Below are 19,292 nucleotides of genomic sequence, written 5' to 3'. Positions count from 1 at the left end.
CTCCCCTTCTTCTGTGCAGCGCGGCACGAGCCGGTCCGACTCGGAGCCGCACGCGATTTCGCCTCATTTCACAACTGCGAGATGCCGCGGCGCATTGCCGGGCAGCGGCTGCTCCAAGAGCGCCATGGCCGCATCGACGCCACCGCCACGATGCGGCACGCCGGCGACACGCATCCCCATCTCGACACCGCTCAGCGCCGCCATCAAGGTCAGCTCGTTGCACTCGCCGAGATGGCCGATGCGGAACACCTTGCCGGCGACCTTGGACAAGCCCGAACCGAGCGACATGTTGAAATTGTCCAGCACGACCTGGCGGAACTCGTCGGCATTGTGGCCCGGCGGCATCAGCACCGCGGTCAGCACCGGAGAGTAGTCCTTCGACTCCTGGCACAGCACTTCAAGCCCCCAATGCTCCACCGCCGCCCGGGTCGCTGCCGCAAGGCGCTGGTGACGCGCGAACACCTGATCGAGCCCCTCCTCGAGCAGCATCGCGATCGCTTCACGCAGGCCGTAAAGCAGGTTCGTCGCCGGCGTATAGGGGAAGAAGCCGTTCGCATTCAGCTTCAGCATGTCCTCCCAGTCCCAGAACGAACGCGGCATCTTATTGGTCTTGGCCACCGCGCGCGCCCTATCCGAAACGGCGTTGAAGCCGAGCCCCGGCGGCAGCATGAAGCCCTTCTGCGAGCAGGACACGGCGACGTCGACCTTCCACTCGTCGAAGCGGAAATCGGCCGATGCGAGCCCGGAAATGGTATCGACCATGAGCAGCGCCGGATGCTTGGCGCGATCCATCGCCGCGCGAACCTCGGCGATCCGGCTGGTCGCACCGGTCGAGGTCTCGTTGTGCACGACCATGACCGCCTTGAGCTGATGCGCAGCGTCCGCCGTCAGCTTCTCCTCGACGACCGAGGGATCGACGCCCCGGCGCCAATCGCCGGGAATGAAATCGACCTCGATGCCCCAGCGCGCCGCCATCTGCCGCCACAGCGTCGCGAAGTGGCCGGTCTCAACCATCAGCACCTTATCGCCAGGCGACAGCGTGTTGACGATTGCGGCCTCCCAGGCTCCGGTACCGGAGGACGGATAGATGACGACGGGGCTCGTGGTCTTGAAGATCTTCTGCGAGCCGTCGAGAGCGGCCTTGCCGAGTTCGGCGAACTCGGCACTGCGGTGATCGATCACCGGCATATCCATGGCTCGCAACACCCGCTCGGGCACCGGACTCGGGCCCGGGATGTGCAGGAAATGACGGCCTTGGTGACGGGTCACAGCGTAGCTCCAAAGAACAGCGGCATTCTGACACCCATGATTGCATGCAATTTTTTACTTTACAAGTATCCAACGCATGCATTTCTGCGGTCGACCATATCTGTAACACCCGCTACAATCGCACCGATGAGTTCCACGATTCCACATATCGAAGCCGTCCCTTTGGCCGAACCGACAGGCCGCACTTCCCCTGCGCGCGACGAGACCTCGCTGCACGAGGAGATCCTGGCGCGGCTGCGCGACTACATTGTCGAGGGTCATGTCGCAGATGGCGGCCGGCTGTCTGAGCGGCAATTGTGCGAGATGCTGGGCGTCTCCCGCACGCCCTTGCGTGAAGCTCTCAAGGTCCTCGCGGCTGAAGGGCTGGTGGAGCTGCTGCCCAATCGCGGCGCCCGGGTGCGCCCCTTGAGCGCTGCCGACATTCAGGAATTGTTCGATCTGATGGGCGGCCTGGAGGGCCTCGCCGGCCGCCTCGCCTGCGAGAAGATCTCAGAGGAAGGCATCGAAAAAATCGCGCAATATCATCACGATATGTACGGTTTTTACATGCGACAGGACATGCAGGGCTATTTCCGCATGAATCAGCTCATCCACCGCGCGATCGTCGATGCCGCCGCCAATGCCACGCTTCACGCGACGTATGAGAGCCTTGCAGGCCGCATCCGGCGGGTCCGCTTCTCCGCGAACTTCGCCCGCAAGCGCGAGCGCTGGAGCGAGGCCATGCGCGAGCACGAATTGATCCTCGACGCGCTGCGCCGGCGCGCCGGCAGCGAACTGTCGGACATCCTATTCCAACACCTGCGCAACAAGGGCGCCGCGGCGATCGCCTACTTCGGCGAGGAGCAGACGAACGCCGCGCCGGCGCCCGAGGGAAAGCCGGCCAGAGTAGACTAAGGTCGAGATCGCCCGCTCAAAATTGCATGCAATCTGGTTGACGCTGTCCCATAAATGATTGACACCGGGCCGAGGCCCGTGGAACTGCGACGCCACCAGGCCCGACCAGGGATCATCATGCCGAACGCCAAAGCCGGTCCGTCCAGGCTCGAACAGAAGCTCCGTGCCGAGATCACGGGCGATGTCTTCTTCGACCGGTTCAACAGGGGCCGCTACGCCACCGATGCCTCGTTCTACCAGGTCATGCCGGCCGGCGTGGTCGTGCCGCGCACCATGGACGAAGCGCTGCGGGCGCTCGCCATCGCCCGCGACGATGGTCGCATCGTCACCCCGCGCGGCGGCGGCACCTCGCAATGTGGCCAAACCGTCAACGAAGGCATCGTCGTCGACTTCTCCAAGCATTTAAACCAGATCGTCTCGCTCGACGTCGAGGGGCGGACGTGTGTGGTCGAGCCTGGCATCGTGCTCGATGACCTCAACCGCCAGCTCAAGAAGCACGGGCTGTGGTTCCCGGTCGACGTCTCCACCGCCTCGCGCGCCACGATCGGCGGCATGGCCGGCAACAATTCCTGCGGCGGCCGCTCGCTGCGCTACGGCACGATGCGCGACAATACGATTGCAATCGACGCCGCTCTCGCCGACGGGACGTTGGCACGTTTCGGTGAGGTGCCGCGCGACCTCAAAGACGTCGACACGCCCGACGAAGCCCGCGCGCTGTTCCGCCACATGCTGGCGCTCGGCGAGCGCGAGGCCGCGGAAGTCGCCGACAGGTTTCCCAAAGTGCAGCGCCGCGTCGGCGGCTACAATCTCGATGCGCTGACGCCGCGCAACGCCGCCAACAATCTCGCGCACCTCCTGGTCGGCTCCGAAGGCACGCTGGCCTTCTCGACCCGCATCGAGCTGAAGCTGTGGCCGCTGATCCGCACCAAGGTGCTCGGCGTCTGCCATTTCGGCAGCTTCTACGAGGCGATGGATGCGGCGCAGCATTTGGTCAAACTGAAGCCGATCGCGGTCGAACTGGTCGACCGCACCATGATCGGACTGGGACGCGATATCGCGATGTTCCAGCCAGTGATCGCGGCCGCCGTGCGCGGCGATCCCGACGCGATCCTGGTGGTGGAGTTCGCGGAAGAGACTGTCGACGAGAACCTCGCCAAGCTGAAGCAGCTCTCCGAGCTGATGGGCGATCTCGGCTTCTCCTGGAACAACGAGCCGCGCAAATGGGGCGGCGTGGCCGAGATCATCGAACCTGCCCTGCAGACCGCCATCGCCGACTTCCGCGCCGCAGGCCTCAACGTGATGATGTCGATGAAGGAGGCCGGCAAGCCGGTGTCGTTCGTCGAGGACTGCGCCGTGCCGCTGCCGCATCTCGCCGACTACACGGCACGCCTCAACGAGGTCTTTGCGAAACACGGCACGCGCGGCACCATGTATGCGCACGCATCCGAAGGCTGCCTGCATGTGCGCCCGGTGCTGAACTTGAAGCTGGAGAAGGACGTCAAGGCGATGCGCGCCATCGCCGAGGAAGCGTTCGCGATGGTGCGCGAATACAAGGGCTCGCATTCCGGCGAGCATGGCGATGGCATCGTGCGCTCGGAGTTTCATGAGCAGATGTTCGGCAGCCGCATTGTCGCGGACTTCAAGGAGGTCAAGCAGCGCTTCGACCCCGGCAACGTGCTCAATCCCGGCCGCATCGTCGATCCGCCCAGGATGGACGACCGCTCGCTGTTCCGCTATCCGCCGGACTATCGCATCGACGACATCAAGCCCGTGCTCGACTGGTCGGCCTATCCCGGCGCCGCCGGCGGCTTCCAGGGCGCGGTCGAGATGTGCAACAACAACGGCGCCTGCCGCAAGCTCGACGGCGGCGTGATGTGCCCATCCTACCGCGCCACCCGGGACGAGAAGGATGTCACACGCGGGCGCGCCAACACGCTGCGGCTCGCGATCTCAGGCCAGCTCGGTCCCGGCGCGCTGTCGTCCGACGAGATGATGGAGACGCTGAAGCTCTGCGTGTCCTGCAAGGCCTGCCGCCGCGAATGCCCGACCGGCGTCGACATGGCCAAGATGAAGATCGAGGTGCTGGCGGCCCGGGCGAAGACGCATGGCCTCACGCTGCGCGACCGGCTCGTCGCCTATCTGCCGCGCTATGCCGATATGGCCGCCCGCATCGCGCCGCTCGTGAACCTGCGCAATCATGTTGCGCCGTTGCGCGCGCTGATGGAGCGTGTCACCGGCATCAGCGCCAAGCGCGAGCTGCCGGCGTTCCGCACCGACACCTTCCGCGTCGATGCCGACGCGTTCGGTCCGGCTGATGGCCGCGAGGTTGTGCTGTTCGGCGATACCTTCAACCGCATCTATGAACGTGAGAATCTCGACGCCGCGCTGCGGGTGCTGATCGCCGGCGGCTATCGCGTCTACATGCCCAGGCCGTCCGACGGCGGCCGCGCGCTCTGCTGCGGCCGGACCTTTCTCTCCGCCGGCCTCGTCGACGAGGCGAAGTCCGAGCTGCAGCGACTGGTCGAGACCTACGCACCGTTCGCCTCGCGCGGCGTGCCGATCATCGGCCTGGAGCCAAGCTGCCTGCTGACGCTGCGCGACGAGCTGCTGTCGCTGCGCAACGACACCATTGCGAGGACAATCAGCGCCCACGCGCTGCTGCTGGAGGAGTTTCTGGCCTGCGAGGCCGAAAGCGGCCGACTGGCGCTGCCGCTCGGCCCCCTCCCCGGCAAGGCGCTGCTGCACGGCCATTGCCACCAAAAGTCTTTTGCCGCGTTCAAGCCCGTTGAGCAGGTGCTGCGCCTCATTCCAGACCTCGCGATCGAGACCGTCGAGTCCTCGTGCTGCGGCATGGCCGGCGCGTTCGGCTATGGCGCCGAGACCTACGATGTCTCCTTGCAGATGGCTGAGGCGTCTTTACTGCCGGCCGTGCGCAAGGCGGACGCATCGACCTTCATCGTCGCCGACGGCACCTCCTGCCGTCACCAGATCCAGGACGGCGCCGATCGCGGCGCCGTCCACGCCGCGCAGCTCCTGGCGATGAGTCTGGAGCGGGCGCAAGCGTCCAAGTAGTTCACGAGTCTCGAAGCCGCGAAGCGCAATCACAGTGTTCGTCATGGCGAGAAGCGAAGCGACGAAGCAATCCAGACCTTTTCTTGCGCCCTGGATCGCTTCGCCTCTCTCGCAATGACGACCGATAAAGCCGACCTTTCATCCCAATCGCAAAGGACACCGACATGGCCGACCTCACGCTCGACACCGCCCGCAAGATCCTCGATGCCACGCTCGCCAAGGGCGGCGAGAAGAAGCTGAAACCGCTGGCCGTCATGGTGCTCGACGCCCGCGGCTGTCTGAAGGCCGCCGCCGCCCAGGATGGCACCAGCCTGATGCGGGGCGAGGTCGCACATGGCAAAGCCTATGGCGCGCTCGCGCTCGGCCTGGGGTCCCGCGCCTTGTTCCAGCGCGCCCAGGAGCAGGCCTATTTCATCGACGCCGTGAACACGCTGGCGCAGGGCCGCATGGTCCCGGTCCCCGGCGGCGTGCTGATCATGGACGGCACCACCCTGCTCGGCGCCGTCGGCGTCTCTGGTGACACCTCCGACAATGACGAGATCTGCGCCATCGCCGGCATCGAGGCCGCCGGCCTCAAGGCGAACGCAGGCTGAGCCAGCCTCGCGCCTTAGCAACCTTATCGTCCCTCTGCGGCTTCCTTGGTGATCGAACCAAGGAGGCCACATGCCCCAGATCCCGCTACCGGAATCGGCGCTGGCAGAGAACCATGATGCCGATGCCGCACGCGGCGATGGCGTGGGCGAGATTGCCCCCGATGTGGCGTACCGTCGGCTTGCGATCGTCAATGTCTTGTTCTACGGCCGGCCGGGTGCGGGCGACGGAAACTGGGTGCTGATCGACGCCTGCATGTTCGGCGCCGGCCCGCGATCCGCCATGCCGCGCAAGCCTGCGTCGGCGGCAGCGGCGGGCCCGCCTGCATCGTTCTCACTCATGGTCATTTCGATCATGTCGGCGTGCTCGACAGTTTGGGCCGCAAATGGAACGTGCCGGTCTATGCTCATCCGCAGGAGCACCCTTATCTCTCAACGGCACGCGATTCTATCCCCGCCGGACCGTTCCCGAAGACAGGCGCGACGGCGCGCCGACGTGACGGCGTCGAGAGCTTACGAAGGATTCATCGGCTGGGTGATCCCGGAGCCGAAACATTGCTGCCTTCCGCACGTTTGTACGACGGGGTGCGCGGAGAACCGGACATGCCTCGCAGACGAGCTCGCACCATCATCATCACCGGCGCATCCGCCGGCGTCGGTCGTGCCATCGCCAAGCGTTTCGGCGAGGCCGGCGACCGTGTCGGCCTGATCGCACGCGACGAAGGGGCGTTACGCGACGTCGCACGCGAGTTGCAGGCGCGCTTTGCCCATGTCGAGTACGAGGCCGTGGACGTCGCCGATGCGCAGGCCCTGCTCGATGCCTCCGAGCGGCTCGAGCAGCGCCTGGGTCCTGTGGACGTATGGATCAACGACGCGATGGAAACGGTATTCTCGACGGTTGCCGACATCACGCCGGCCGAATTTCGCCGAGTGACCGAGGTGACGTATCTAGGCTTCGTGCACGGCACGATGGCGGCGCTACGCTCGATGCGCCGACGCGACCAGGGCCGTATCATTCAGATCGGCTCGGCGCTCGCCTATCGCGGCATTCCGCTGCAGGCTGCCTATTGCGGCGCCAAGCACGCGATCCGCGGCTTCACCGACTCCCTGCGCGCCGAGCTGATGCACGAGCGCTCGCGCATCACCCTGTGCATGGTCGATCTGCCGGCGGTGAACACGCCGCAATTCGAGTGGGCGCGTGCGCACCTGGCGCACACGCCGCGGCCGATGGGCCGACCGGTCGAGCCGGAAGTGATTGCCGACGCGGTATATCGCGTCGCCGAGGGCGGCTTCCGCGAATATTGGATCGGCTGGCCGACGCTGCTCACCATTCTCGGCAACGCAGTGGCACCAGCTTTGCTCGACCGCTATCTCGCCGCCAAGGCGATCGCTGGACAGCAGACCGACGTCCCGCTGGTGCCGGACCGCGCCGACAATCTCGACCATCCGGTCCCCCGCCTGCACCGCACCCGCGGCTCTTTCAGCCAGGAAGCTGCGCAAGGGGCGATGCTCGTGCCCGGCGATATCGCACGCGCGGCGACGATAGCGCTGGGCGCCGCAGTCTTCTTTGCCTTGGGAGCGGCGATGAGCCGGCGGCGGCTTCGCTAGGCCCGGCGTCGCTACGCAGCTCTTGCGTGACACCGGCGAGGTGCGCTTCTCTGCCCCGCGGTTTCCATTCCGCTCCGGAGCGCCTCCATGATCATCGAGAGCATCAGCGCGATCACCATTGCCACCCACGACATGGCCCGCGCCGTCGCCTTCTATCGCACGCTCGGCTTCGACGATGTCCCGTATGGCGACACCGACGCACCATTCACGACCTTCCGCATCGGCGCGGGTTATCTCAACCTGATTGCTGTCCCAGAGAACAAGCAATGGAACTGGTGGGGCCGCATCATCTTCCACGTCTCAGACGTCGATGCCGTTTACGCCAAGGCGCTCGCCGCCGGCTTCATACCGTCGACCACGCCGCGCGACGCCGAATGGGGCGAGCGCTATTTCCACCTGTCCGATCCCGACGGTCACGAGCTGAGCTTCGCGCGGCCGCTCGGCAAAACGAGCTAGCCGAGCTCGAACGTCGTCACGCCGAACAGCCGCTCGAGCCGCAGCGGCGGGATCGGCCCGGTGTACATGCGCGCGGTCTCGAACACGGGCTTCAAGCCGAGGCTTTCGGCTAGACCCACCGCATCCGGATTAATCGCGGGGGCGTCGATGAAAACCTCGGCTGCGCCGGAAACGGTCAGGAGGGCCGAGAGCACGGCCTCGGCGTCACGACGCAGATCCGCAATCAACGGGCCGATCTTGTAGCCTGTGCGGCATGGGCGGATCACTCCCCAGGCAGCCAGAGCACCGTCGCGGATGAGCGCGCGGCCGACATGTCCCGGGCTGGCGATCCAGGCCTGCAAGAATGCCGGGCGCGGAGCAGGAAAAACTGCCGCGTCGGACGCTTCGATGTCACCCAGCGGCACGTCGACCAGGGGGACGATATCACCGCCCGCCGACGCCAGCAGTGCCCCCGCAGGCTTCCCGCCGTAACGAACATTGGCGTAGGCGTAGCTGAAGCCGGATCTGCGGTAGTTGTCCTGCTGCGCAACCACGCCGTCGAGCCCGACGACGCGCGATCCCGCATGTCCCATAGCTGCCTGCCAGAGCCGGAGGCCGTACCCCTGTCCGCGCATGTCAGGCCGGACGATGTAGAAGCCGAGAAAGGCGAAGTGGTCGTCGTAGTTCACGCAGGACACCGTGGCCACTGGTACGCCATCACGCTCGGCCACGAGGAAGCCATGGGGATCGACCACGGCAAAACACGCGGGATCGGACAGGCCGGGATTCCATCCCTCGGACGCCGCCCAATCCACGGCCAGCGTAATCTCGTCCCGACGCAGCGTCCGGATGATGAGACCATCGGTTGCATGGGTGCGTGGCGATGTCATGTCAGCATCCTAGATCCCTAAGCGCGGCCGCGCGTCAACAACGAAAGCTTGATTGACGTAATCTCCACTGCTTCACATTTTCACTTCGGGCCGGTTCTCGTGGCTGCAATGAAAGATCGGACCGCCGAGGCGAGATCTGCAGTCTCGTGTTCTACAGCCATGGCTTCGGCCTGTTTGGTCGCCTCAGTGTCTCGCTCGCGCTTGGCGTCGGCGTCATCGTCTACATTCTGCAGGCCGTCACGAGCTGGCGATGGCTGGCGCATTTCGCTTTGGTCCGGTCGAATGCTGTGGCGCAGCCTGATGCTTGGCACACGCCAGCCGATACGGATGGCCTAGCGGTCGGAGGTTGCGAGACCCGGGCTTGCCTCGAACGCTGTCATTGGAGTGGCATGGTCGCCAGCGACTGCTCGCAATCAGCTCCCTACTTCCCCGGCCACACCGGCTTGCGCTTCTCGGCAAACGCCTTCAGGCCTTCCTTGGCATCCTCGGTCATCGCGAGCAGCGCGATCTGACTCTCGAGATAGGCGATCGACTCGTCGAACGACATCGAGGAAATCGCGCGCATCGCATATTTGCCGCGCCGGATCGCCGTCGGCGACTTGTCGACGAGGCGGCCGATCAGCCAGTCAACCTTGGTGTCGAGCTCGGCCGCCGGCACGACATGGTTGAGCAGGCCGGCGGCCTGTGCGGCCCTGGCATCGAACGGCTCGCCCGTCAGCGCCCATTCGTTGACGAGCCGCGGCGGCGCGATGTTCTGCAGCAAGCTCAGCACCTGCATCGGGAACACGCCGACCTTCACCTCGGGCAGCCCGAAGACGACATGGTCGGCAGCAACCGCCATGTCGGTCATGCACAGCAGCCCCATGCCGCCGGCCATGCAGACGCCGCCAACGCGCGCGATGGCGGGCTTGGTGGCATTCTGCGACAACCTCAGCAGATCGGCATAGTCGACATTGGGCCGCGAGAAATCCATCGCGAAGGCGGCGCCGGAGTTCTGCAGATCGGCTCCGGCGCAGAATGCCTTGTCCCCCGTCCCCGTCAGCACGATCACGCGCACCTCGGGGTCGTCATGCGCCTGGCGGTAGCCGCGGGAGATCCCTGCGATGACAGCGCCATTCAGGGCGTTGCGCTTCTCGGGACGATTGATAGTGATCCACAGAGCCTGCCCGCGCTTGTCCAGAATCACGCTGTCGTCGGTCATCGCCTTGCCTGTCTCATGAGGTCGGATGAGAGATTGTGGCGAGATAACTGTCGCCGGCAAGGAAAACTTGCGTCAGCTGGCCGCGCGGCGGCCGATCTCCGCGATCACGCCGCGCAGCAGCGGGCGGGCCGGCTCGAACTGGCCGGTGCGCAGGAAGGCAATGGTCTGCCGGAATGACGTCGGATGCACGAGCAGGCCCATATGCGAGGCCTTGATGGTCGTGTAGTCCGTCATTTCGGCGAGCTTGCAGCTCTCGACCGACACCCGACCGTCGTTCGGCCGCGGCAGAAGGAACAGTCCGGAAATGGGATCTAGGAAACGGTTGCCCGCGATGACGCCGATCTCGTAGTCGGCGGGAGACAGCGACGCGAGTGTGACATTCTTGGTTGTCACCAATTGCAGGCCGGCAGGGCCGAAATAAGCGCGATACAGACCGACATTCTGCAGCCGATCGGCGAGCTCACTGCCGCCGTTAGGCGTTCCCAGCATGACGACGCGGCCCAGCCGTAGCGGACGGCGCCGGGCGATGACGACGCGCGCAAGGAGCCCGCCCATCGAGTGCGTGACGAAGTGGATCGGGCCATCGAGCCCGCCGGCGAAGTCCATGATCGTGGGGCCGACATCCTCGGCAAGGCGCTCCAGCGGCTTCTTGCGACTTTCATAGTCGACGTTCAGCGTGGCGAAGCCCTCGCGCCGCAGCTTCTTCTCGAGCGGCCGCAGCATCAATGAACGGCCGGCGATGCCATGCAGCAGGACGACCCCCGCATTGTGAGGGCCATGCTGCTGATCACGCCGGCGCAGCGATGCCATCACGCCACTTCGCGCTCCTCGGGGTCGCGCTCCGGATTGGCGGCAGCCGCGCGCTCCTCTGCGAGCGCCTTGGCGCCGACGTAGTCCGTCTTGCCGGAGCCGAGCAGCGGGATCTTGTCGACCACCATCACCACAGCCGGAACCGCGAGCTCAGGAGCGCCCTGCGCCTTTGCCTGGCGCTGCATGGCCACGCGCTCGGCATCCTTCTCTGTGGTGATCAGAATGATCCGCTCACCCTTGCGCTGATCTGGGATCGACACGGCAACCGACGCCGCTTGCGGCCACAGCGTAGCAGCAATCTGCTCGACCACCGTGAGCGATACCATCTCGCCGGCGATCTTGGCAAAACGCTTGGCTCGGCCCTTGATCGTGATGAAGCCCTGCGCGTCAATGGTCACGATGTCGCCGGTATCGTGCCAACCTTCGGGCAACGCTTCCAGCACGCCGGGATTTTCCGCACGGAGATAACCGAGCATGACATTGGGCCCGCGAACCGAGAGGCGGCCGCCCTCCTCGATGCCCGGAACCTTGTCGAGCCGGGCCTCCATCAACGGCGACAGCCGTCCGACGGTGCCGACGCGGTTGGCCATCGGCGTGTTCATCGCGAGCACTGGCGCGGTCTCGGTGACGCCATAGCCTTCGAGAACGCGGATGCCAAAACGCTCCATGTAGATCTGCCGTGTCCGGTCCTTGACCGGCTCGGCGCCGGCGATGACGAGGCGCAGGGTCCGGAAATCGTAAGCATGGGCGGAGCGTGCATAGCCCGTGAGGAACGTGTCGGTGCCGAACAGAATGGTCGCACCGGTCTGGTAGATCAATTCCGGCACGATCCGGTAATGCAGCGGCGACGGGTACATGTAGATCGGGATACCCGCCAACATGGGCATCATCATGCCACCGGTGAGGCCGAACGAGTGGAACACCGGCAGAACGTTGAACACGAGATCGTGGGCGTTGGCGTCGACCCTGGCCAGCGCCTGGGCGGCGTTGGCCAGGATGTTGCGGTGGGACAGGACGACGCCCTTCGGCGTACCTTCCGAACCCGAGGTGAACAGAATCACGGCCGGGTGATCGGCATTGCGAGCGACACGCGGCTTGGTGCCATCGACGATGCCCCTAAGCTTGTCGGCCAAGCCGACTGACGCCTTGACGTCCTCCATGTAGACGAGGCGAGCCTGTCCTTCGATCGCAGCGATCAGCTTGTCGAGCTTGCCCTTCTCGATGAAGGCCCGCGACGTCAGAACCGTCGTGACCTGCGCCGCCTTCATCGCCGCCAGCACGTTCACTGGGCCAGCCGAGAAGTTCAGCATCGCCGGCACCCGACCAATCGACTGCAGCGCCATGAAAACGACGGCGACTCCCGCCGAGTTCGGCAGCAACACGCCGATATTCTCGCCGACCATCGTGCCATGCTCGAGCTTGCGGCTCAGCACCTGCGCACCGAGCAGCAGCTTGCGATAGGTCAGCTTGGTGCCGAGCGGATCCTCGACCATCACCTTGCCGGTGTCGTGGTCGCGGTGGGCATGGGCGAGCGCCTGGAACAGAGTACGGTCGAGCATGGCGTTCTTGACCATGGCCTCGATCATCACGTCCTGCAGCGCCGCGCCGGCCGCGTTGCGACGTGTCTTGCCCTTCAGCACCGGATCGATGGTCAGCTTCACCGGCGGCAGGATCGTCACGGTGACCTTGGGGAACCAGGAGCGCTTGATCTGGCCATCCTTGAGATAGCTGAGATGGGAGCGCTGCGCGCCTTCGATGCGCACGGGGACAACAACCGCGTCGGCCTTGTCGGCGATCATCGCGGTGCCGTCATAGACCTTCATCAGCGAGCCCGAGACGGTGATGCGCCCCTCCGGGAAGATCACCACCGGCTCCTGGCTGGCGACCAGCTTGATGAGGTCGCGCGCCCCGAGCGGCTTTGTCGGATCGATCGTGATGTGGCTCACCATCTTCAAGAATATCTTCGCCCACCAGGCCTGGGAGATTCCGGTGTCGACAGCGAAGGTCGCATCGATCGGCAGCACGGCATGCAGCAGCGGGCCGTCGATCAGGCTGACATGGTTCGGTGCGATCAGCATCCGGGTGCCGGCCGGCGGGAGATTTTCGAGCCCGCGCACCTCGGTGCGAAACAGAGCGCGGAACAGCATCGCGCCGAAGTCACGCACGCCTTCCTTGCCCCATTTGTTGAGCACGAACCAGACTGCACCGAAGCTTGCCAGGGCGAGGCCGAAAAAGATCCAGGCAATCGCGACCCCTGCGGCCTGCAGGCCGGCCACGCACAGCGAGCCGACCACCATGAAAGCGGCCTGCAGCACGTTTCCGGCGGCAATCACCCGCGCCCGTTCGGACGGCTCCGACCAGGCCTGCACGGCTGCGAATGCCGGCACTACGAACAGGCCGCCCCCGAAAGCGAACAAGGCAAAATCGAGCAGCATGCGCGCGCCAGGCCACGACCCGACGAAGGCCAGCGGGGCGATGCCACTTGCCGTTTCGGTGGTGCCAATCGCCCAGGACAGATCAAGTCCGAGCACGCCCATGATGATGGCGCCGAGCGGGACCAGCGCGAGATTCGGCCGGACGTGGCTGAGATGAGCTGCAAACAGCGAACCGACCGCGATGCCGACCGCGAACACTGCGAGACATAGTGTGACGACGCCCTCGGTGCCGCCGACGACGTCCTTGACGAGGGCTGGGAGCAGCGACAGCACGACCGCGCCCACGAGCCAGAACCACGACACGATCACCATGCCATCCCACAGCCGGCGCGCTGCACGAAGCGAGTTCAGAAGCTGCGACGTCGAGGTCCAGGGATTGGCTGTGATGCGCAGATCCGGCGCGGAAGGTGCCGTGTGCGGAATGCGCGAGGCCGAGGCCCAGGAGATCAGCGCCAGGCCGATGACGGCGAGGGCGACCCAGCCCATATGCGAGGAGCCGGAGACGAGCTGGCCGCCGGCGATGGTGCCGATCAGGATCGCCATGAAGGTCGCACCCTCGACCAGCGCATTGCCAGTGGCGAGCTCACCGACGGTGAGCTGATCCGGCAGCATCGCATATTTCACCGGGCCGAACAGCGCGGCGATGACGCCGAACATGCCGAGGGCGACGAACAGCAGCGGGATCGAATGGAGAAAGAAGCCGAGCGCCGCAAAGGCGGCGGCGAAGATCTCCGCAAACTTCAAGCGACGCGCAACGACACCCTTGACAAACCTGTCGGCCAGCTCGCCGCCGAGGCCAGAAAGGATGAAGAATGGGAAGATGAACACCGCTCCAGCAACGGTCACCAGCGCGTCGCCATGCGCCGCGACGGCGCCGTAAAGCAGCATGATGACGAGTGCATTCTTGAGAACGTTATCGTTCAGCGCCGAGGAGAATTGCGCCCAGAACAGCGGAGCAAAGCGGCGCGACGACATCAACTGCTTGATCATGGTCGTTTCCTGGTGGGGTTCGGCGGCTTCGCCGCAAGGATCGCTCGAGTTTTGAACTTGGTAATGAAATCGAAGCCTTTGCTGATGCGAGGCTCCTGTTACACGCGGCTATGACACGGTCTCAGTCTTCGGCCGTTCCGGGACGGGTTTCGCGAGAGCAGCGCCATCGTGTCAGCCAACGTGAAGGACGACCACACAAGCGCTACGAGCCCCGTCGCCAGCCCACCCCGCAGCGGCCAGTCGAGCGGCTGCGCAACGATGCCGCCGCCGACCAGCACGAACGTTAGCGCGAAGGTCATGTGCAAAAAGCTTATCCAGAGCGGGGGCGGCTGCACAGGAGACATCGGACGAAAGGACATGGTGACCGCTTCGTTGCGCATGAGACCGGGATTTGAATCGAGGTCAGGTAAGTTCGGCGAGATAGTGGAAGCAGCCGAATAGTCCGCCGCCGCGACCACGACGATGTCCCTCGCGACGAGCGGCCCGAAACAGCTGTTCTCCGGCCGTTCGCCGCGCGCGCCGTGCGTTCAGCAGGCCTGCAACGTCGCAGGCATTGGCGATGCGCTCGAGGCGCACCGTCACAAGATAAGACGCTGCCCGGATCAAACCGTTCAGCAAAGCCAGGAGATCTCCTGCGAAGAGTTGGGGACCGCGAAAGTTAAGAGCATACATGACATGCACCCACATTTTTGAGCAACGCTCAAAATATATAGCTCAAAAATGAGCGCTGCTCAAGCGGCTTTGGGGCGTCAAAGCGATAGAGTTAACGAAATGGCGAGCGGCCGAAGGTCCAGCACAAAACCACGCAACAAACTGATTTAATGAATATTTTAGACGATCAGCACTTGGTCAGACTGCCGCTTTGCGCAGCCAGACTTTGTTATCATGGAACGCGGCCCCGCCGATTGGAGCTACGGTGTCGGCGGCGGTGAGTGCGTTGATGCCGCGGCCGCCGATATGGGCCGCGTTGGGATGGATCGATTCGGCGATCAGCACTCCCCGCCGAACACCGTCGAACAGCCTCGCCGTCAGCGACGTCTGCCCGCGATGATTGCCAAGCGTGACGGCTTCGCCTTCCAGAATGCCGAGGGAGGCCGCATCGAGCGGATGGATCATCACCGACGGAGCCCCTTCCCGCGCCTGCGAAGACGGCGTCTCGTTGAAGGAAGTGTTAAGGAAGGAGCGCGCCGGGCTCGTCGCGAGCCGAAACGGATGCTCGCGGTCCGCCTCTTCCGTCACCGCCCAATGGTCTGGCAGCGACGGCATACGCTCGGGTTGTCCCATGACCCGTCCGAACGGCGGATTCACCCAGTCGGCCTTGAAGTGGAATCTGCCGTCCTTGTGCGCGAAGCCGTCGAGATAATGCGAGGTGCGAAAGTCGGGCTGCAGGTCGCGCCAAATGTCCGCCTCGAGCGCGGCAATATCGCCATGACCGCTCTTCTTCAACGTCGCATCGATCAACTCGCGCGGCGTCATCTCGAACCCCGGATGGTCCGCATTCAGCCGGCGGGCCAGGCCTTGCAACACCTCGTGATTGGAACGGCACTCGCCGGGCGGGTCGATCAACTTCGGCCCCACCGAGATGTGCTGGTGGCCACCGCCGTAATAGAGGTCGTCGTGCTCCATGAACATCGTCGCCGGCAGCACGACATCGGCCATCTGCGCGGTCTCGGTCATGAACTGCTCATGGACAGCTACAAATAGATCCTCACGCGCAAATCCCTTACGAACCAGATCCTGCTCGGGCGCCACCGTCATCGGGTTGGTATTCTGAATCAGCATCGCCGTGACAGCCGGACCGCCGCAGAGAGCTTCACGATCACCGGTCAGGATACGCCCGATCTGCGATTGATCGAGAAAACGGATCGAGTGATCGACGGCATCATGGCCTTCGATGATCGACTCGTCGAAGTGCCACAGCGCTGCGTTATTGAAGAAGGCACCGCCTCCCTCATACTGCCAGGCACCCGTCACAGCCGGAATACAGGACGCCGCGTGCATCTGCGTCGCGCCGTTGCGGCTACGCGTGAAGCCGTATCCCAGACGGAAGAAGGTTCGCTTGGTCTGCCCGACCAGCTTCGCGAACGCTTCGATCTCGGCGACCGGAACACCGCAAATCTGCGACGCCCATTCGGGCGTTCGCGTCATCAAATGCGTCTTGAGCTCGTCCGGACAGTCCGTGTACTTCGCCATGTAGGCGTGGTCGGCGTAGCCATCGCGAAACAGCACGTGCATCACACCGCAGGCGAATGCGCCGTCGGTACCGGGGCGCAGGATGATCTTGATGTCCGCCTGCTTCATCGTTTCGTTGTCGTAGATGTCGACCGCGGCGATCTTGGCGCCCCGCTCCTTTCGGGCGCGCGCAGCGTGGGTCATGACATTGACCTGCGTGTTCACCGGGTTCGTGCCCCAGATCACGACAAGATCCGAAAGCGCCATTTCACGCGGGTCTACGCCCGCGATCTTTCCGGTGCCAATCGCAAATCCGATGCGCGCAACATTGGCACAGATCGTCGAATAGAACCGCGAGTACTTCTTCACGTGGGTCAGGCGGTTGAGGCCGTCACGCATCACCAGGCCCATCGTGCCCGCATAGTAATAGGGCCAGACCGACTGTGAGCCGAACTCGTCCTCGGCCCGCAAGAACTGCTGAGCGATCTCGTCGAGCGCCTCGTCCCAGGAAATGCGCGCGAACTGTCCGGAGCCTTTTGCGCCCACACGACGAAGCGGATGCATCAAGCGCTCAGGATGGTGGATGCGCTCCGCATATCGAGCCACCTTCGCGCAGACCACGCCGGCCGTGTAGGTCTGCCGCTTCGAGCCGCGAACACGGCCGATCGTCTTCTGGTCGATCACCTCGACGTCGAGAGCGCAGGCCGATGGACAATCATGCGGACAGGTTGAATGGCGGATATTGACACGAGTCTGCTGGTTCATAGCCCGACTGTTAGCACTAAAGGAAGCCGCAGCCGAGAGCATTCGCGAGGCATTCGCATGAGCAAAGTCGGGTGGCGGTCTTCCGCGCCGTCGGAACAATTCCTCGCACCGATCCCTCAGCGACGAAGGCCCCGCGCGACATCCGCCCAATCTCGGGACTGCACCGCCAGATGATCGCGCCCGCTGTCGAACCGTTCACCTCTCCCCGCGATGCACCATCCACGCAGACGCCTCACGCGACCGGGATCTCCTGTTGCCAAACAGAATTCATATATTAGTATATCAATTGAGGAAACCGAGATGCCGAGTCGTGCTCCAAGGAAACAGGCGCCCGCGCCGCGTCCTGTCGTCGCTCGCATGCGCCGCAACGGCCGGCCACGCGGCGCGACGGCGGCCTCTCGCATCTATGCCGATCTCCGAGCAGAACTGGTGTCGCTGGTCCGCCGTCCCGGGGAGCCGATTTCGGAAACGCAGATCGCCACAGCCTACGGCGTCAGCCGGACTCCGGTCCGCGAGGCCATCCTGAAGCTTTCGGACGAAGGTCTGGTGGAGATCTTTCCGCAGTCGGGCATCTTCGTATCGCGAATTCCCGTTGCAACGCTTCCCGAGACGATCATCATCCGCAAGTCTCTCGAGGAGACCACCGCACGGATGGCCGCGGAGCATGCGACGTCCAGTCAGCTCCTCAACCTGCACGCGACGCTGGAACGCCAGCGCGAGGCGTGCGCTGCGAAGGATCGTGAGGCCTTTCATCAGGCGGACGAGATGTTTCATGCCGGCATCGCTGAGGTCGCGGGCTATCCTGGAATATGGAAGCTGATCCTGCAAGTGAAGGTTCACGTCGACCGCTACCGACGGCTCACTTTGCCGCAGATCGGACGAATGTCGGAAGTCATCGCCGAGCATGAGCCGATCCTGGCGGCGATAGAGCGACGCAATCCTGATGCCGCCGGTGCTGCCATGGCGAGCCATCTGGAACGGTTGCTCGACGACATTTCTGAAATCCAGACGCTTAATCCGGAATATTTCGACCAACCAACCTAGCGACTGGCCCGCGACATCCACCTGCGGTTGGACGCTCACGCAAGAGTTCGTGGGAGGGGACGCCATGAGAAGACGCGATTTCATCAGGATGACCGCAGGTCTTGCCGGCTCAACCGGCTTGCCGCCGTTCTCGACCGCGCTCGCACAATCCAAGACCGTGTTCAAGGCTTCGGACGTGCAGCCTCCCGGCTATCCGACCGTGGCAGCGACGGAAAGCCTCGGCAAGAAGCTTGCAGCGGCCACCAATGGTCGGTTGACGATCCAGATGTATCCCTCTGCGCAGCTCGGCGCCGAGAAGGAGACCATCGAGCAGACCCAGATCGGGGCAATCCAGATGCTGCGCGTCAGCGCCGGCGCCTTGGGCCCAATCGTCGACGACGTCAATGTCGTCAACATGCCGTTCCTGTTCAAGAGCATCGAACATTCCGAGAAGATGATGGATGGTCCGATCGGGCAGGATCTGCTCGACCGAGTCAGCGCCCACCCCAGCGCAAACCTTGTCGCGCTCTGCTGGATGAACTCTGGCGCGCGCAGCATCTACAACACCAAGAAGCCGATCCGGACGGTCGAGGACGTCAAAGGTCTCAAGGTCCGCGTAATCGGCAATCCGATCTTCATCGACATGATGAATGCCCTCGGCGGCAACGGCGTTGCCATGGGCTACGATCAGGTCTTCAGCGCATTGCAGACCGGCGTGATCGATGGAGCCGAAAACAATCTTCCGAGCTACGTGTTCAGCAATCACTATACGGCTGCCAGGTACTACTCGCTGACTCAGCATCTGGTCATTCCCGAAGTGCTCGTGTTTTCAAAGCGGGGGTGGGCGAACCTTTCGAACGATGATCAGGCACTGATCAAGAAGCTGGCGCGCGAAGCTCAGATGGAAGAGCGGGAGCTGTGGAAGGCCTATGAACGCGAGGCCATGGAGAAGGCCAAGGCGGCGGGCTGCGAGATCATCATGATCGCCGACAAGGCTCCATTTCAAAAGGCCGTCAGGCCGGTCTGGGACAAGTACGGGCCGAAGTACCAGGACATGATCAAGCGCATCCAGGACATCGCGTAGGGCTCCGCGCACCGGCTTTGGCAGCAGGAGGTCTACGTGGGAAGAAGCAGACTA

At 64.1% G+C, this 19,292-nt stretch carries 16 protein-coding genes and 1 pseudogene; 9 read left to right on the top strand and 8 right to left on the bottom strand.

Features of this window, described 5'->3' with window-relative positions; genetic code table 11:
- Positions 1–63: 63 nt before the first annotated feature.
- Positions 64–1,269 (bottom strand): pyridoxal-phosphate-dependent aminotransferase family protein, encoded by a 1,206-nt coding sequence (locus HL666_RS16285; protein WP_172182405.1) that lies wholly within the window; start codon positions 1,267–1,269, stop codon positions 64–66.
- 126 nt (positions 1,270–1,395) lie between these two features.
- Here HL666_RS16285 and HL666_RS16280 point away from each other — a divergent pair, with 126 nt between their 5' ends.
- From HL666_RS16280 to HL666_RS16270, 3 genes are all read left to right on the top strand, one after another.
- A complete protein-coding gene (locus HL666_RS16280; RefSeq protein WP_172112819.1) occupies positions 1,396–2,163 on the top strand; it encodes a GntR family transcriptional regulator in 768 nt (255 codons plus the stop codon).
- Between the two features lie 117 nt (positions 2,164–2,280).
- A complete protein-coding gene (locus HL666_RS16275) occupies positions 2,281–5,235 on the top strand; it encodes an FAD-binding and (Fe-S)-binding domain-containing protein (protein ID WP_172182403.1) in 2,955 nt (984 codons plus the stop codon).
- A gap of 164 nt (positions 5,236–5,399) precedes the next feature.
- Positions 5,400–5,828 carry a GlcG/HbpS family heme-binding protein gene (locus HL666_RS16270; protein ID WP_172132942.1) on the top strand — a complete coding sequence of 143 codons (429 nt, stop codon included), beginning with the start codon at positions 5,400–5,402 and terminating at the stop codon, positions 5,826–5,828.
- A 201-nt stretch (positions 5,829–6,029) separates the two neighbouring features.
- Here HL666_RS16270 and HL666_RS34595 read toward each other — a convergent pair whose 3' ends face one another.
- The gene (locus HL666_RS34595; RefSeq protein ID WP_347339861.1) at positions 6,030–6,182 is read right to left on the bottom strand and encodes a hypothetical protein; all 153 of its coding nucleotides are present in this window, start codon (positions 6,180–6,182) and stop codon (positions 6,030–6,032) included.
- 6 nt (positions 6,183–6,188) lie between these two features.
- Between HL666_RS34595 and HL666_RS34590 the strand changes: the two are divergent.
- From HL666_RS34590 to HL666_RS16255, 3 genes and pseudogenes are all read left to right on the top strand, one after another.
- Positions 6,189–6,236, top strand: a pseudogene (locus HL666_RS34590) (hypothetical protein); the annotation flags it as partial.
- 192 nt (positions 6,237–6,428) lie between these two features.
- Positions 6,429–7,433, top strand: coding sequence for an SDR family oxidoreductase (locus HL666_RS16260; RefSeq protein ID WP_172133072.1), 1,005 nt, complete (start codon positions 6,429–6,431; stop codon positions 7,431–7,433).
- An 87-nt stretch (positions 7,434–7,520) separates the two neighbouring features.
- A complete protein-coding gene (locus HL666_RS16255) occupies positions 7,521–7,889 on the top strand; it encodes a VOC family protein (protein WP_172132941.1) in 369 nt (122 codons plus the stop codon).
- On the opposite strand, the gene HL666_RS16250 is transcribed toward HL666_RS16255, so the two are convergent.
- A complete protein-coding gene (locus HL666_RS16250) occupies positions 7,886–8,758 on the bottom strand; it encodes a GNAT family N-acetyltransferase (RefSeq protein WP_172182401.1) in 873 nt (290 codons plus the stop codon). The genes HL666_RS16255 and HL666_RS16250 overlap by 4 nt on opposite strands.
- Before the next feature lie 146 nt (positions 8,759–8,904).
- On the opposite strand from HL666_RS16250, the gene HL666_RS34215 reads away from it, so the two are divergent.
- The gene (locus HL666_RS34215; RefSeq protein ID WP_311975766.1) at positions 8,905–9,270 is read left to right on the top strand and encodes a hypothetical protein; all 366 of its coding nucleotides are present in this window, start codon (positions 8,905–8,907) and stop codon (positions 9,268–9,270) included.
- On the opposite strand, the gene HL666_RS16240 is transcribed toward HL666_RS34215, so the two are convergent.
- From HL666_RS16240 to HL666_RS16220, 5 genes are all read right to left on the bottom strand, one after another.
- Positions 9,180–9,959 carry an enoyl-CoA hydratase/isomerase family protein gene (locus HL666_RS16240; RefSeq protein ID WP_172112642.1) on the bottom strand — a complete coding sequence of 260 codons (780 nt, stop codon included), beginning with the start codon at positions 9,957–9,959 and terminating at the stop codon, positions 9,180–9,182. The genes HL666_RS34215 and HL666_RS16240 overlap by 91 nt on opposite strands.
- 72 nt (positions 9,960–10,031) lie before the next feature.
- Positions 10,032–10,769, bottom strand: coding sequence for an esterase/lipase family protein (locus HL666_RS16235; protein WP_172182399.1), 738 nt, complete (start codon positions 10,767–10,769; stop codon positions 10,032–10,034).
- Positions 10,769–14,194 (bottom strand): acyl-[ACP]--phospholipid O-acyltransferase, encoded by a 3,426-nt coding sequence (locus HL666_RS16230; RefSeq protein ID WP_172182397.1) that lies wholly within the window; start codon positions 14,192–14,194, stop codon positions 10,769–10,771. Before HL666_RS16230 ends, HL666_RS16235 begins: the two co-directional genes overlap by 1 nt.
- A 402-nt stretch (positions 14,195–14,596) precedes the next feature.
- The gene (locus HL666_RS16225) at positions 14,597–14,866 is read right to left on the bottom strand and encodes a hypothetical protein (RefSeq protein WP_172112640.1); all 270 of its coding nucleotides are present in this window, start codon (positions 14,864–14,866) and stop codon (positions 14,597–14,599) included.
- A gap of 177 nt (positions 14,867–15,043) precedes the next feature.
- Positions 15,044–17,131: a molybdopterin oxidoreductase family protein gene (locus HL666_RS16220; protein WP_172182395.1), complete on the bottom strand. Its 2,088-nt coding sequence runs from the start codon at positions 17,129–17,131 to the stop codon at positions 15,044–15,046.
- Between the two features lie 357 nt (positions 17,132–17,488).
- On the opposite strand from HL666_RS16220, the gene HL666_RS16215 reads away from it, so the two are divergent.
- Positions 17,489–18,175 (top strand): GntR family transcriptional regulator, encoded by a 687-nt coding sequence (locus HL666_RS16215; protein WP_172112818.1) that lies wholly within the window; start codon positions 17,489–17,491, stop codon positions 18,173–18,175.
- Positions 18,176–18,239: 64 nt separating this feature from the next.
- Complete coding sequence (locus tag HL666_RS16210) at positions 18,240–19,238, top strand: TRAP transporter substrate-binding protein (protein WP_172112817.1); 999 nt, start codon at positions 18,240–18,242, stop codon at positions 19,236–19,238.
- Positions 19,239–19,292: the final 54 nt, after the last annotated feature.

It is taken from the genome of Bradyrhizobium aeschynomenes (assembly GCF_013178945.1).
Classification (GTDB): Bacteria; Pseudomonadota; Alphaproteobacteria; order Rhizobiales; family Xanthobacteraceae; genus Bradyrhizobium; species Bradyrhizobium aeschynomenes.
This window is presented reverse-complemented; position numbering and strand designations above follow the sequence as displayed.